The sequence below is a fragment of the Streptomyces sp. Ru71 genome, from assembly GCF_002920535.1.
GTDB lineage: Bacteria > Actinomycetota > Actinomycetes > Streptomycetales > Streptomycetaceae > Streptomyces.
The window spans coordinates 1-14,109 of the sequence record NZ_PQSS01000075.1 but is presented as its reverse complement, the minus strand read 5'-3'; the positions used below and the strand labels follow the sequence as shown (position 1 = coordinate 14,109).

Genomic DNA, 14,109 nt, shown 5'->3' with positions numbered 1-14,109 from the left:
ACGGCAGCCGCCGGGTACCCGGGCGGCAGGCCGTGAATCAAGGGAGGCCGGGCAGCCCGGCCGCTCACCCTTCGGGGCCCGTCGGGCCCCTCACCTCCGAGGCGTCAGCAGCAGATGCCGTACGTCGATGCTCGACAGCGTCTGCGGATCGCCGGTGAACGCCCGCAGCCGCACCCTCACCTTGGCGTTGTTGCGGGACACGGGGAACGTGCCCTTGGGCGGTCGCAGCGCGTAGACGGCCGTGTCGTGCGCGGGCAGGGTGGCCGGGCCGCGCTCCACCGTCCAGTACCGGCCCATGCCCTCACCCGTGGTGAGCATGAAGTGCGGGGTCAGCGGGCGGTCGCCGGTGTTGGTCACACGCACCGTCAGCAGCGACACCTTGCTCGGTGTCGCATGCCGCACCTCGGTGACCCGCATGCGCAGCGGCGGCGTCCCGGTCGCCGCGAGCAGGGCGCTCACCAGCGCCGGGGCCAGCAGCAGCGCGCCCGCCGCGGCCAGCGCCGGGCGGCGCCGCGCACCGGCCGGCAGCCACCTTGGCCGCGGCTGCCAGGCGCCGGCGAACTCGGCGGCCGGCGCGGTCACCACGGCGGCCAGCCACAGCGGCGTCATCAGCAGGTAGTAGCCGTCCTGCGAGCGCGTCGCCAGATAGAACGCGCACCACGGCAGCACCGTCGCCGCGGGCCCGAGCCGCCGCACGAACAGCACGAACACCGCGAGCAGCCCGGCCAGCAGCAGCATGCTCGCGTGCCCGTACCAGTCCAGCCGGTCGCTGCCGTCCGTCAGCAGCAGCGACACGACGTTCAGGCCCTGGCCGTGCAGCACCGCGCCCTGCGTGATCAGCAGCAGGATGCCCTCGAACCAGGTGTGCGGCTCGTGCACGACGAAGTACACGTTGATCAGCAGCCACCCGCCGAACGCGATCCCGATCACCCGCAGCAGGAGCAGCCCGGCCCCCCGCGCGCCCAGCTCGCCACGGCGCACGGCGTACAGGCCGGCCAGCAGGAACGGCGTGACGAACCACGGCAGCTGCTGCGCCGCGCAGGCCACGCCCAGGCACGCGGCCCGGGCGATCCCGGCGGGTCCGAGCCGGCCGCCCCGCCCGAGCCGGGGCCAGCGCACCACCACCGGGATCAGCAGGGCGAGGCCCAGCATCGCCGGGTAGCCGAGGCGGGCGTAGGAGGGCAGGAAGCCGAAGCCCAGGCAGACCATCGTCGCCGCCGAGCGCCACGGCACCGGCAGCATCCGCCACAGCGTGACCGCGGCCACCAGCAGCGCGCCCGTGGTGACGGCCGTCGCCGGGGTGCCGGAGTGGCCCAGCCACAGCAGCGGCGCCGTGAGCAGCGGGGCCAGCGGGGGATAGCCGTACGTGTAGTCGTACCCGCCGTCGACGGTCGGGGTGAGGGCGATGCCGGGGCCGAACAGCCAGGGCCACGGCTGGCCGTAGACGGGATGGCCGGCCGCCAGCTCGCGGGCCGCCTGGGTGGTCAGCACGGCCTCGTCGGCGCCGTTGTGGTTCAGGACCCAGGTGCACACGGTGAGCGTCATCGCCGTCAGCAGGACGGCCAGGTCCAGACGGGCCAGGGTCCGGCCGCGCCGGGTCACCACGGTGAGCACCCCGCACAGCAGGATCGACGCGTAGCAGGCCGTGATCACCAGGGCCACCGGGAGCCGGTGCGTGGCCGCCTGCGTCCACACCGTGCGGGTGCCGATGAAGAGGCTGACGGTGGCCAGCAGGGTGAGGACGCGGTGCCACTGCGCGGGGGGCGGGTCCTGCTCAAGGGCGGCCGGCGCCGGCCGCGATCGGCGACCGGGAGCCGCCAGCTGTGTGTCTGCCATGTGCACGGCACGGGACGCTAAGAGCACCCGGTGAACGGGGCGCGGACGGAGGTGAAGATTCCGGTGTGACCCAGATGAGCGCTGGCACTCCGGGAGGAAGACGGCATACGGGATGCGGCTGCCGGTTGTGCGGTCGCGCACCGTGTCGCTGTTGGGCCGAACAGGTGACTTGGCGTAAGAATTGCCCGGTGCAGGAGATGAGAGCGAGTCAGATCGGGGGAGCGGTGAACCGCCACGACGTCACCGATGAACAGTGGGAGGGGCTCGCCCAGGTCGTACCGCTGCGTGGCCGCGATTCCTGGCCGTCGGCGGTGAACCACCGCTCGCTGCCGGAGGCCGAGACGGAGATGCGGCGCCGCTTCGTGGTGCTGAGGGTGAACGTCTTCGCGGACGCCCGCGAGGTCGCCGAGACCCTGATGGCCGGCGTCCCGGTCCTCCTCGACCTCACCGGAGCGGAGACCGAGGTCGCCAAGCGCGTCCTCGACTTCTCCACCGGCGTCGTCTTCGGGCTCGCCAGCGGTATGCACCGCGTCGACCGCAACGTGTTCCTCCTCACCCCCCGGGGCACGGAGGTCAGCGGCCTGATGGAGAACACCGGGCTGTCCGGGAGCTGACGGGCCCGTCCATGCCGCTGGTCCCCCGATAGGAGGAACGTGGCGTCGGCGGAACGGTTCCCCGCGGCAGGGCGGGCCTAGCGTCCACCGTATGGGCGTTACTTCCGTTTCGTCGTTGCCCGGCTCCCAGGAGCCACCCGCCCTGCGGCCCGTGCGGCCCCGGGTCACCGAGTTGCGGCTGTCCGCCTTCGCCGGGCACCGCCGGGCCGTGCTCCCGCTGACCGGGGCGTTCACCCTCCTCGCCGGGTCCAGCGGAAGCGGCAAGTCGACCGCGCTGCGCGCCTACGCCGCCCTCGCGCGGCTCGCCGCCGGCGCCGAGCTGGAGGAGGCCTTCCCCGAGCCGGGGGCGTGCGTGCCCGAGCGGGCCCGGCCCGACGCCCAGCGCCGGCGCGGCTTCCGGATCGGCTGCACGGCCGACGGTCCCGCCGGACCCGTAACGCTCGACCTCGCCGTCCAGGTGGAACCCGAGCTGCGGGTCGTGGGGGAGCGGCTCACCGCCGGCGGGATCGTGCTGCTGGAGACCGCGCTCGTCGATCCTGGGCGGCGGGCGGTGCAGGCCGCCTGGCACACCGCCGGGTCCGCGCCGGTGACGCGCGCCCCGCTGCCCGACGACCGGCTCGGGACCGCGCTGCTGCCGCTGCGCGTCTCCGGCAGGACGGACGGACAGCGTCAGGTGCTGGCCGCCGCCGAGCAGATGGTCGTCGCGCTGCGCTCGGTGTTCACCTGCGATCCGCGTCCCTCCCGGATGCGGGCGCCCGTCCCCGGCGGCTGCGGCCGGCTGCTCGCCGACTGCGGCAACCTCGCCGACGTCCTGTGGCGCACCCGCGCCGAGTGCGGCCGCCGGCACGCGCAGCTCGTCGCCGCCCTGCGCGCCGGCTGCGCCGTCCCCGCCGCCGACGTCGTGGCCGAACTCCGGCCCGACGGTACGACACGGGCCTTCCTGGAACGGGACGGCGGGTCCCGTACGGAGCTGGCCCGGCTCGGCGACGGCGAACTGCGCTACCTCGCGCTGTCCCTGGTGCTGCTCACCGGCCCCGGCATCCTGGAGGTCGACCCGGCCGGCGAGGTGCCCCCGGCCCTGCAGGCGCTGACCGTGCTGGCCGACGGCTTCGACCGCTGCCTGGACCCGCGGCAGCGGGCCGAACTGGCGCGACTGGCGGTGCGGATGGGCGAAGGCGGGCATCTGACGTGCGTCGGCGCGGTCGCTGACGCCTCCTGGGCGGCCGGGATCGACGGCGTCACGGTGGTACACCTGGACCCGTGACGAAGCACCCGGATCTGGCGCAGCTGCAGCGCAGGCTGGCCGAGTTCGCGGCCGCCCGCAACTGGCAGCCGTACCACACGCCCAAGAACCTGGCGACCGCGCTCAGCGTGGAGGCCGCCGAACTGGTCGAGATCTTCCAGTGGTTGACGCCGCAGGAGTCGGCCCGGGTCATGGACGACCCGGACACCGCGCACCGGGTCCGCGACGAGGTGGCCGATGTGCTCGCCTATCTGCTCCAGCTGTGCGAGGTGCTCGGCGTCGACCCGCTGACGGCGCTGGCGGAGAAGATCGAGCGCAACGAGAAGCGCTTCCCGGCGCCGGGCGGCGGGGAGGGTGGTGGCGCCGACGGGGGGAGTGGCGGCGCCGACGAGGGGAGTGGTCGCGGCGACGGCGCGTGACCCTTGGAACATTCACGTCCGCTTTCACTCTCCGCAGTCGCTCAATCGACCGAAACCGATTTGTTGTCCGCAGATTTCCGTCTTCCTCTGGCTTTTCGTCCCACATGCCTTCACGCTGGGTAGTTGACAAGGGAGTTCGGGCGGACGTGCGAGAGGCGCGTCGGATCACCACCGGGGGCGCGTGTGGACGCGGTGCGGCTCATCCTGACGAGCAGACGGGCGCTGGCGGCGAGCGCTGATCCGGCGCGCGTTCTGCGGGAGGTCTGGCAGGCGCAGGCTCTCGCCCAGGCGATCGGCAGCCGGCTCGCGGTCTCCGGTCCGCCCGAACTGCGGGGCGAGGCACTGGGGTTGACCGAACTGGCCGGCCGGGGCTGCGGGGTCCTTGACCCGCCCGAACTCGACCCGGGCGAGTTACGCGCCGCCCAGCTCACCGCCCTCGACGACGCCCGGCAGACGCTGCTCGCTCTCGACGCCCTGCTCGCCGACGTCGGCATCGCGCTCGTCGGCGTCGCGGGCGGGGCGGACGGCGAGAGTACGTACTGGCAGTGCATGGAGGCCATCGACGCGGCCGACGAGTCCCGTGACCGCGTCCACTGGATGCTGCGCAAACTGGCCGCACGCGAAGAGGCGTTACCGGAGCGCTGACCACGCGGTGACGGGCTCAGCCCGCCTCGCTCTCCTCCCGCGGCGTGCGCTGGGCGCCCCCCGCGGACTGCAGATCCGCGTCGAGCGCCGACAGGTCCGCGGTGAGCGCCGCCATCAGTTCCTCCATCTGCTGCAGCAGCCCCTTCGGCTGGGCGGCGCCCCCGCCCTGCTGCGGCACGGACTCTTCGGACATGACGGCCTCCTCGGCCCGCGGCCCTTCACGAGGACCGGCACGGGTGACGCGACGGCGATCCACACCGCGCACGGGCGCCGGTCGGTCCGGCTCCGCAGGAGCCAACGATCACCACCGATGGCGGTCACTGGCGCGGAGTGCGGCGGTGCACGGGGTTGACGCTTTTCACCCGACCGGGGATCAAGCGGGCCGGGGTCCCCATGGGCGGACATCGAGCTGCCCGAGGCCACGTGGCCGGAGGCCCGGTCGGGGAGCGTGGGGCGGGGCCGTTGGGTCCGGTGGCGGGCGGCGGGGGCCGTCTGTGCAGGATGGGGGGTATGGACCTTCGCATCTTCACCGAGCCCCAGCAGGGGGCCACCTACGACACGCTGCTCGCCGTGGCCAAGGCCACCGAGGATCTCGGCTTCGACGCCTTTTTCCGCTCCGATCACTATCTGAAGATGGGTGACGTGGACGGGCTGCCCGGCCCCACCGACGCCTGGATCACGCTCGCCGGCCTCGCCCGTGAGACGCGGCGCATCCGGCTGGGCACGCTGATGACCGCGGCCACCTTCCGGCTGCCCGGCGTCCTCGCCATCCAGGTCGCCCAGGTCGACCAGATGTCCGGCGGACGCGTCGAGCTGGGCCTGGGCGCGGGCTGGTTCGAGGAGGAGCACCGGGCCTACGGCATCCCGTTCCCGAAGGACAAGTTCGCCCGTCTGGAGGAGCAGCTGGAGATCGTCACGGGTCTGTGGGCGACGAAGCCCGGCAAGACCTACGACTTCCACGGCACCCACTACGACCTCACCGGCTCGCCCGCGCTGCCCAAGCCCGCGCAGGACAAGATCCCGGTCCTCGTCGGCGGCCACGGCGCCACCCGCACCCCCCGCCTCGCCGCCCGCCACGCCGACGAGTTCAACATCCCCTTCGCCTCGGTCGAGGACAGCGAGCGGCAGTTCGGGCGGGTGCGCGCCGCCGCCGAGGCGATCGGGCGCAGGGCCGACGACCTCGTGTACTCCAACGCCCTCGTCGTCTGCGTGGGCCGCGACGACGCCGAGGTGGCCCGCCGCGCCGCCGCCATCGGCCGCGATGTGGCGGAGCTGAAGGCGAACGGCCTGGCCGGCTCCCCGGCCGAGGTCGTCGACAAGATCGGCCGCTACGCCGCGATCGGCTCCAGCCGCCTCTACCTCCAGGTGCTCGACCTGCACGACCTGGACCACCTGGAGCTGATCTCGGCCCAGGTGCAGTCCCAGCTGCCGTAGGGCACGGGCCGCACCCTGTGACCCGGCTGTGCCCGGAAGTGTGGCTTCCGCCACAGCCGGGGCAGGGGCCGCCCTGATGGGCTGGTCCGATGCGCAGAGCCACCCCCCTGCCCCTGGCGGCCGCTGCCCTGGGGCTCGTGCTCGCCGCCTGCGGGCACGGGCCCCAGGACGGCCCCGGCGACCCCCGGCCCCTCGCCACCGGCGATCCGCGCCACCAGCCGCTGGACGCCTACGACACCACCGAGGCGGAGGCCCACGAGATCAACCGGGCCCGCTGGAAGCTCGCCCAGGCGTGCATGACCCGCCTCGGCTTCACCGGCCTGGGCGACCTCGACAAGGACCCCCTGCCCGCCTGGCCGGTGCGCCCGTCCGGATACGGGGCCGCCCTCCTGGTGCTCGTGGCCTTTGACGACCACCGCTACGGCGTCACCGACCCCGTGGAAGCCGCCCGCCACGGCTATCACGGCCCGCAGGCCGCCTACGAACGCCGGACCTCGAAGCGGACCTGGACGCTCACCGAACACCTCGCGCTGACCGGCGAGTTGCTCACCGGCGACCCCAGGACCGCGCACGGCCACCGCATCCCCGACCACGGCTGCCTGGGCCAGGCGAGCCACACCGTCGAGGGTGCCTATCCGGGGCAACGCGTGGACCTGGTCCGGAACTTGAAGACCCGCAGCCTGAACGAGGGGCGCCGGGACCCGGCGTGGAAGAAGGCCGACCAGGCCTGGTCGGCGTGCATGAAGGCCGCCGGCCACCACTACGCCACCCCCATGGACGCCCAGAGCGACCCCGGCCGCGAGCAGCAGGACCTCGGCGACCGCCTGCCCGGCGGCCCGCTCCACGACGCCCCGCGCGGCGAGCCGTCGGCGCGCGAGAAGCGCACCGCGACCGCGGACGCCCGCTGCAAGCAGCGCACCGGCTACCTCCGCGCGGTGCACACCGTGGACGTCCGCGTCCAGGAGCGTCTGATCGCCGAGAACAAGCGGCAACTGGAGGAGGAACGCGAGCGGCAGAAGGACACCGTCCGCACGGCCCGCGACATCCTGCGCGCCCATCGCTGACCGCCGCCCGGCACCCGGACCGGGTCAGGCCGCCGCCGCGCCCGCCTGGGCCCGTCGCTCGTCGCCGAGGCGTCTGCGACCATCGACAAGGTGTCCGCAACCATCACCACACCCCTGACCTCCGCCCTCGTACGCGGTGCCCTCGAACTGGAGCGCACCGCGCACGGGCTGCTCCCGCACCGGCTCCCGGCCCGCGCCCGCGCCCAGAACAGCGACCCCCAGCTCGCCCTGGCCGAGTCCCAGCCGTCCGGCGTCCGCCTGGCCCTGCGCACCCGCGCCACCGCCGTCGAGCTGGACGTGCTGGCCACCAAGCGCGTCTACCGCGGCGCCCCGCCCCGCCCGCACGGCGTGTACGAACTCCTCGTCGACGGCCACCCCGCCGGCCGGGCGTCCGCGGACGACGGCAACACCGTCACCATCGACCTGGCGACCGGCGCCACCGAGACCCGGCCCGGCCCGGTGCGCACCCTGCGCTTCACCGATCTGCCCGACCGGGACAAGGACGTCGAGATCTGGCTGCCGCACAACGAGCACACCGAACTGGTCGCCCTGCGCACCGACGCCCCCGTCGAGCCCGCGCCGGACGGCGACCGCCCGGTCTGGCTGCACCACGGCAGCTCCATCAGCCACGGCTCCGACGCGGACGGCCCCACCGGCACCTGGCCGGCGCTCGCCGCCCGGCTCTCCGGCGTGGAGCTGGTCAACCTCGGCTTCGGCGGCAGCGCGCTGCTCGACCCGTTCACCGCCCGCGCGATCCGGGACACCCCCGCCGACCTGATCACCCTCAAGATCGGCATCAACATCGTCAACCTCGACCTGATGCGCAGGCGTGCCTTCGGGCCGGCCGTCCACGGTTTCCTCGACACCGTGCGCGAGGGGCACCCGACGACCCCGCTCACCGTCGTCTCCCCGCTGTACTGCCCGATGCACGAGGACACGCCCGGCCCCGGCGCCTTCGACATGGACGCGCTCGCCGAGGGCCGGCTGGCCTTCCGCGCCCTGGGCGACCCGGCGGAGGTCCCGGCCGGAAAGCTCACGCTCACCGTCATCCGCGAGGAGCTGTCCCGGATCGTCACCGAGCGCTCCGCAGACGACCCCCACCTGCGCTACCTCGACGGCCGCGAGCTGTACGGCGAGACCGACCACGCCGAACTGCCGCTGCCCGACGGGCTGCACCCCGACGGCGCCACCCACCGCCGTATCGGCACCCGGTTCGCGGACGTCCTGCGGACAACGTTCCCCGACGGCGGGGAGAAAACCGGTGGCCCGGCCGCCTGACGGCCGCGAGACTCGATCACATGTTCCTGACCATCAGCACCACCGGCACGGAGGAACGCCCCGCGACCGACCTCGGGTTCCTGCTGCACAAGCACCCCGACCGGGCGCAGGCGTTCTCCACCTCCTACGGCACCGCGCACGTCCTCTACCCCGAGGCGGACGCCCAGCGCTGCACGGCGGCGCTGCTGCTGGAGGTCGACCCGGTGGCGCTGGTGCGGCGCGGCAAGGGCAAGGGCCGCGGCGGCGCACCCGACGCCGCCCTCGCCCAGTACGTCAACGACCGGCCGTACGCGGCCTCCTCGCTGCTCGCCGTCGCGCTGAGCGGTGTGTTCTCCAGCGCGATGCGCGGGGTGTGCACCGCCCGGCCCCAGCGGGCCGCGCAGCCGCTGCCGCTGCGCGTGGAGGTGCCCGCGCTGCCCGCCCGCGGCGGCCCGGACCTCGTACGACGCCTCTTCGAGCCGCTCGGCTGGACGGTGAGCGCCGAGCCGGTCGCCCTGGACGCCGAGTTCCCCGAGTGGGGCGACTCGTGGTACGTGCGTCTCGTCCTGGAGTCGGAGACGCTGCGCCTGTCCGAGGCGCTGCGGCACCTGTACGTCCTGCTGCCCGTCCTGGACGACGCCAAGCACTACTGGGTCGCCGCCGACGAGGTCGACAAGCTGCTGCGGGCCGGCGAGGGCTGGCTGCCCGGCCACCCCGAGCAGAAGCTGATCACCAGCCGCTTCCTGTCCCGCCGCTGGTCGCTCACCCGGCAGGCCATGGAGCGCCTGGAACTGGTGCGGCTCGCCGAGACCGACGACGCGGACGTCACGGAGATCGACAACGCCGTCGCGACCGAGACCGAGGAGGAGAAGCCGACCCCGCTCGCCGTGCTGCGCCGCGAGGCCATCACGGCCGTACTGCACGAGACCGGCGCGGCCCGCGTCCTCGACCTCGGGTGCGGGCAGGGCCAGCTGGTGCAGGCGCTGCTCAAGGACGCGCGGTTCACCGAGATCGTCGGCGTCGACGTGTCGATGCGGGCGCTGACCATCGCCTCCCGGCGGCTGAGGCTGGACCGGATGGGCGAGCGGCAGGCGGCGCGGGTCAAGCTCCTCCAGGGCTCGCTGGCGTACACCGACCGCCGGCTCAAGGGGTACGACGCGGCCGTGCTCAGCGAGGTGATCGAGCACCTCGACCTGCCCCGGCTGCCCGCCCTGGAGTACGCGGTGTTCGGCTCCGCCCGCCCCCGCACGGTCGTGGTGACCACCCCGAACGTCGAGTACAACGTGCGCTGGGAGTCCCTCCCGGCCGGACACGTGCGGCACGGCGACCACCGCTTCGAGTGGACCCGCGAGGAGTTCCGCGCCTGGGCGGGCGCGGTGGCCGAACGCCACGGCTACGACGTCCAGTTCCGCCCCGTCGGCCCGGACGACCCCGAGGTCGGCCCGCCCACCCAGATGGCCGTGTTCCTGAAGAAGACAGAGAACACCGGGGAGAACGAGAAGGAGGCGAAGGCGGCATGACCGAGGAACCGAGCAACAAGGGGCGCGTGCTGCCCGTCACCGACCTCTCCCTCGTCGTCCTCGTCGGTGCGTCCGGCTCGGGCAAGTCCACCTTCGCCCGCCGCCACTTCAAGCCCACCGAGGTCATCTCCTCCGACTTCTGCCGCGGCCTGGTCTCCGACGACGAGAACGACCAGAGCGCGACCCGCGACGCCTTCGACGTCCTGCACTACATCGCCGGCAAGCGGCTCGCCGCCGGCCGCCGCACCGTCGTGGACGCCACCAGCGTCCAGCAGGACGCCCGGCGGCAGCTGATCGACCTGGCCAAGCGGTACGACGTGCTGCCCATCGCCATCGTCCTCGACGTGCCCGAGGAGGTGTGCGCCGAGCGCAACGCGGCCCGCACCGACCGGGCCGACATGCCGCGCCGGGTCATCCAGCGCCACATCCGCGAACTGCGCCGCTCCCTGCGCCACCTGGAGCGCGAGGGCTTCCGCAAGGTGCACGTGCTGCGCGGCGTGGAGGAGGTCGAGCGGGCCACCGTCGTCACCGAGAAGCGGTTCAACGACCTCACCCACCTCACCGGCCCGTTCGACATCGTCGGCGACATCCACGGCTGCTCCGCCGAACTGGAGGCGCTGCTCGCCAAGTTGGGCTACGTCGACGGCGTCCACCCGGAGGGCCGTACCGCCGTCTTCGTCGGCGACCTCGTCGACCGCGGCCCGGACAGCCCCGGCGTGCTGCGCCGCGTGATGTCCATGGTCAAGGCGGGCAACGCGCTGTGCGTGCCCGGCAACCACGAGAACAAGTACGGCCGCCACCTCAAGGGCCGCAAGGTGCAGCACACCCACGGCCTGGCCGAGACGATCGCGCAGATGGAGGGCGAGAGCGAGGAGTTCAAGCGGGAGGTACGGGAGTTCATCGAGGGCCTGGTCAGCCACTACGTCCTCGACGGCGGCCGGCTCGTCGTCTGCCACGCCGGTCTGCCGGAGAAGTACCACGGCCGCACCTCCGGCCGGGTCCGCTCGCACGCGCTGTACGGCGAGACCACCGGCGAGACCGACGAGTTCGGGCTGCCGGTGCGCTACCCGTGGGCCGAGGACTACCGGGGCCGGGCCGCCGTGGTCTACGGCCACACGCCCGTCCCCGAGGCCACCTGGCTCAACAACACCATCTGCCTGGACACCGGCGCCGTCTTCGGCGGCAAGCTCACCGCACTGCGCTGGCCGGAGCGGGAGCTGGTCGACGTACCGGCGGAGCGGGTCTGGTACGAGCCGGTCAAGCCGCTGCGCGCCGAGGCGCCCGGCGGGCACGACGGCCGGCCGCTGGACCTGGCCGACGTGCACGGCCGCCGTGTGGTGGAGACCCGGCACGCCGGGCGGGTGTCGGTGCGCGAGGAGAACGCTGCGGCCGCGCTGGAGGTGATGAGCCGCTTCGCGACCGACCCGCGCCTGCTGCCGTACCTGCCGCCGACCATGGCGCCGACCGCGACGAGCAAGGGCGACGCCCGCGGCGGAGCCGCTGATGGATACTTCCTGGAGCACCCGGCGGAGGCGTTCGCCCAGTACGCGGCGGACGGGGTCGAGCGGGTCGTGTGCGAGGAGAAGCACATGGGCTCGCGGGCGGTGGCCCTGGTGTGCCGGGACGCGGAGGCGACGCGCAGGCGGTTCGGCGTCGACGGGCCCACGGGCTCGCTCTACACCCGCACCGGCCGGCCGTTCTTCGACGACGCGTCCGTCACCGAGCAGATCCTCGACCGGCTGCGCGCCGCCGTCGGCGAGGCCGGGCTGTGGGAGGAACTCGACACGGACTGGCTGCTGCTCGACGCCGAGCTGATGCCGTGGTCGCTGAAGGCGTCGGGGCTGCTGCGGTCGCAGTACGCGGCCGTCGGCGCCGCGTCGGGCGCGGTGTTCCCGGGCGCGCTGGCCGCGCTGGAGGGCGCGGCGGCCCGGGGTGTGGACGTGACGGACCTGCTCGCCCGCCAGCGTGACCGCGCCGCCGACGCCGCCGCGTTCACCGAGGCGTACCGCCGCTACTGCTGGACCACCGACGGGCTGGACGGGGTGCGCCTGGCGCCGTTCCAGATCCTCGCCGTCCAGGGCCGCAGCCTCGCCGCGCTGCCGCACGACGAGCAGCTCGCCCTGCTCGACCGGCTGGTGGAGCACGACGGCACCGGCCTGCTGCAGACCACCCGGCGCCTGTACGTCGACACCGGCGACCCGGAGTCGGTCCGGGCGGGCGTCGACTGGTGGCTGGAGATGACCGGCCGCGGCGGCGAGGGCATGGTCGTCAAGCCGCTCGGCGCGCTGGTGCGCGGGCCGGAGGGCCGGCTGGTCCAGCCCGGCATCAAGTGCCGGGGCCGCGAGTACCTGCGGATCATCTACGGTCCCGAGTACACCCGCCCGGACCACCTGGCCCGGCTGCGGCAGCGGTTCCTGAACCACAAGCGGTCGCTGGCGCTGCGCGAATACGCACTCGGCCTGGAGGCACTCGACCGCCTGGCGGAGGGCGAGCCGCTGTGGCGGGTCCACGAGGCGGTGTTCGCGGTCCTGGCCCTGGAGTCGGAACCGGTCGACCCCCGCCTGTGAACCGCTGGAGCGGAGGGCACGGCAGCCGGCCCAGGGGCGCGGGGCAGTATCGATGTGCGGCTCCGCCGCGGGACGCGACCAGCCACGACGAACCGTCACCCGGCAACACGCCCGCGCCCCGCCGATGGGTACCCGTCTCGGAGCCGCGGAGCGCGGTGGTTCCCGGCCGTCGGGGCGACGGGTTCCGGCCAGGTCGTCCCCGCTGGGGCGGTCCTGGCCGGACATCGTGATTCCGGTCCCATTCGTCCCTGGTTAACCGCTGGTTGCCGTGCTAACTTCGCTGGTCGGTCAGGCAGGTGTACCGACTCAGGGGGAAAGTCGGTGAAGACAGGCGCGGGGTCGGTCGGGCCCGGGGACACAGCCGGGCAGGCGCAGGGCGTGGACCTGCTGTTACGTCTCACCGACGCACTGTGCGAGCTGAGCTGCATGGAGGACGCCCAGGGGCGCGTCCAGTTCGCCACCGTCCTGGGCGAGCAGCTGCACCGCCAGGTCGACGTCCGCGGCGTCAAGCTCCGCGAGGACGTCATCACCCTGGTGCGGGCCGCGCTGAACGTGGCGGGCGGCGAGCGCGTGCTGGTGGGTGTGGTGCGCGTCTTCGAGGGAAGCCCGGCCGGCGATCAGCTCGACCGGTTATTGGAGCCCGTGGCCCCGCCCGGCGAGGACGACCTGCTGCCCGGTCCGCTCACCGCCGACGACGAGAACAGCGCACGCGCGGTGCTCGCCAAGGGCGAGCTGGCCGCCGGCCGGCTGCGCGACGACCTCGTCCAGGAACTCAACGGCCTCTTCCTGCCCCTCGGACTCAACCCCGACCAGCTGTTCACCCACGTCCTGGAGTGGAACGCCCAGCCCGACGGCCTCCCGCCCGCCGTCCTCCTCCTCGACCGCGCCGCCGCCCTCGCCACCACCACCCTCGCCCACCGCACCGCCCTGTCCGGCTGGGCCGACGACTGGGCCCGCCGCGCAGGCCTCACCGCACAGCTCGAAGCGCGCCGCAGGGCCCGTTCCGAGGTGGTCGGCGACCCCGACATCCCGCGCTGTCTGATCGTCGCCGTGGAACCGGCCCGGGACGGCACCGGCGAGGTGCTCGTCCGCCCGTGGCTCAACACCGTCCCCGGCCACTGGGACCCGCTGCCCTGCGAGCCCGTCGTCACCACCCTCGACGGCCTCGCCCCCGCCGTCGAAGGGGCGCTGCGGCAGGGCGCCCGGCTCTGGGCCGTCCCGCCCGAGCCGCCGACGAGCGGACGCCAGCCCCCGCCGCCGTACGTCGAGTTCGTCCTCCCGTACGACCTCCTCAACGACGATGTGGCCGCCCTGCCGTACCGGATCGGCGACGCGCGTCCACTGCCGCTCGGCACCCGGTACGGGGTCCACCTACGCAGTCTGGAGCGGATGCGCTCGCACGACGGGACGGTGCGCGAGCAGTGGCAGCGCCGCTGGCGGGCCCTGCGGCAGCAGGGCGTCGGCGTGCACCACTGGAGCGAACCCGACGCCGAGCGGCTCGACGCGTGGC

12 protein-coding genes are annotated in these 14,109 nt (G+C 73.9%); 10 read left to right on the top strand and 2 right to left on the bottom strand.

What is annotated here, in order from left to right; genetic code table 11:
- Positions 1–90 precede the first annotated feature (90 nt).
- Positions 91–1,836 carry a hypothetical protein gene (locus C3489_RS30885; RefSeq protein ID WP_258055023.1) on the bottom strand — a complete coding sequence of 582 codons (1,746 nt, stop codon included), beginning with the start codon at positions 1,834–1,836 and terminating at the stop codon, positions 91–93.
- Positions 1,837–2,033: 197 nt separating this feature from the next.
- Between C3489_RS30885 and C3489_RS30880 the strand changes: the two genes are divergently transcribed.
- The 4 genes from C3489_RS30880 (at position 2,034) to C3489_RS30865 (ending at position 4,757) form a co-directional block, all read left to right on the top strand.
- On the top strand, positions 2,034–2,450 hold the full coding sequence (locus C3489_RS30880) for a cell division protein SepF (protein ID WP_103785400.1): 417 nt from the start codon (positions 2,034–2,036) through the stop codon (positions 2,448–2,450).
- Positions 2,451–2,541: 91 nt separating this feature from the next.
- Entirely contained in the window at positions 2,542–3,714 is a 1,173-nt protein-coding gene (locus C3489_RS30875; protein WP_103785399.1) for a biotin transporter BioY, read from the top strand.
- Positions 3,711–4,112 (top strand): nucleotide pyrophosphohydrolase, encoded by a 402-nt coding sequence (locus C3489_RS30870; RefSeq protein WP_103785398.1) that lies wholly within the window; start codon positions 3,711–3,713, stop codon positions 4,110–4,112. The genes C3489_RS30875 and C3489_RS30870 overlap by 4 nt, the downstream gene beginning before the upstream one ends.
- A 183-nt stretch (positions 4,113–4,295) precedes the next feature.
- A complete protein-coding gene (locus C3489_RS30865; RefSeq protein WP_103785397.1) occupies positions 4,296–4,757 on the top strand; it encodes a DUF6099 family protein in 462 nt (153 codons plus the stop codon).
- 16 nt (positions 4,758–4,773) lie between these two features.
- On the opposite strand, the gene C3489_RS38865 is transcribed toward C3489_RS30865, so the two are convergent.
- A complete protein-coding gene (locus tag C3489_RS38865) occupies positions 4,774–4,950 on the bottom strand; it encodes a hypothetical protein (protein WP_181139916.1) in 177 nt (58 codons plus the stop codon).
- A gap of 317 nt (positions 4,951–5,267) precedes the next feature.
- On the opposite strand from C3489_RS38865, the gene C3489_RS30860 reads away from it, so the two are divergent.
- The 6 genes from C3489_RS30860 to C3489_RS30835 form a co-directional block, all read left to right on the top strand.
- Complete coding sequence (locus tag C3489_RS30860; RefSeq protein ID WP_103785396.1) at positions 5,268–6,191, top strand: LLM class F420-dependent oxidoreductase; 924 nt, start codon at positions 5,268–5,270, stop codon at positions 6,189–6,191.
- 89 nt (positions 6,192–6,280) lie between these two features.
- Positions 6,281–7,255 carry a hypothetical protein gene (locus C3489_RS30855; protein WP_103785395.1) on the top strand — a complete coding sequence of 325 codons (975 nt, stop codon included), beginning with the start codon at positions 6,281–6,283 and terminating at the stop codon, positions 7,253–7,255.
- A 90-nt stretch (positions 7,256–7,345) separates the two neighbouring features.
- Positions 7,346–8,533, top strand: coding sequence for a GDSL-type esterase/lipase family protein (locus C3489_RS30850; protein WP_219821998.1), 1,188 nt, complete (start codon positions 7,346–7,348; stop codon positions 8,531–8,533).
- A 20-nt stretch (positions 8,534–8,553) separates the two neighbouring features.
- The gene (locus tag C3489_RS30845) at positions 8,554–10,032 is read left to right on the top strand and encodes a 3' terminal RNA ribose 2'-O-methyltransferase Hen1 (protein WP_103785393.1); all 1,479 of its coding nucleotides are present in this window, start codon (positions 8,554–8,556) and stop codon (positions 10,030–10,032) included.
- On the top strand, positions 10,029–12,599 hold the full coding sequence (locus C3489_RS30840; protein ID WP_103785392.1) for a polynucleotide kinase-phosphatase: 2,571 nt from the start codon (positions 10,029–10,031) through the stop codon (positions 12,597–12,599). The genes C3489_RS30845 and C3489_RS30840 overlap by 4 nt, the downstream gene beginning before the upstream one ends.
- A gap of 321 nt (positions 12,600–12,920) precedes the next feature.
- Positions 12,921–14,109: hypothetical protein (locus tag C3489_RS30835; protein WP_103785417.1), on the top strand; the 1,189-nt coding region annotated here is incomplete at its 3' end.

Bases quoted from the DNA above. Each gene is read 5' to 3' on its own strand.
- C3489_RS30885 (WP_258055023.1), bottom strand. From the start codon at position 1,836: ATGGCAGACACACAGCTGGCGGCTCCCGGTCGCCGATCGCGGCCGGCG.
- C3489_RS30880 (WP_103785400.1), top strand. From the start codon at position 2,034: ATGAGAGCGAGTCAGATCGGGGGAGCGGTGAACCGCCACGACGTCACC.
- C3489_RS30875 (WP_103785399.1), top strand. From the start codon at position 2,542: ATGGGCGTTACTTCCGTTTCGTCGTTGCCCGGCTCCCAGGAGCCACCC.
- C3489_RS38865 (WP_181139916.1), bottom strand. From the start codon at position 4,950: ATGTCCGAAGAGTCCGTGCCGCAGCAGGGCGGGGGCGCCGCCCAGCCG.
- C3489_RS30860 (WP_103785396.1), top strand. From the start codon at position 5,268: ATGGACCTTCGCATCTTCACCGAGCCCCAGCAGGGGGCCACCTACGAC.
- C3489_RS30855 (WP_103785395.1), top strand. From the start codon at position 6,281: ATGCGCAGAGCCACCCCCCTGCCCCTGGCGGCCGCTGCCCTGGGGCTC.
- C3489_RS30845 (WP_103785393.1), top strand. From the start codon at position 8,554: ATGTTCCTGACCATCAGCACCACCGGCACGGAGGAACGCCCCGCGACC.
- C3489_RS30840 (WP_103785392.1), top strand. From the start codon at position 10,029: ATGACCGAGGAACCGAGCAACAAGGGGCGCGTGCTGCCCGTCACCGAC.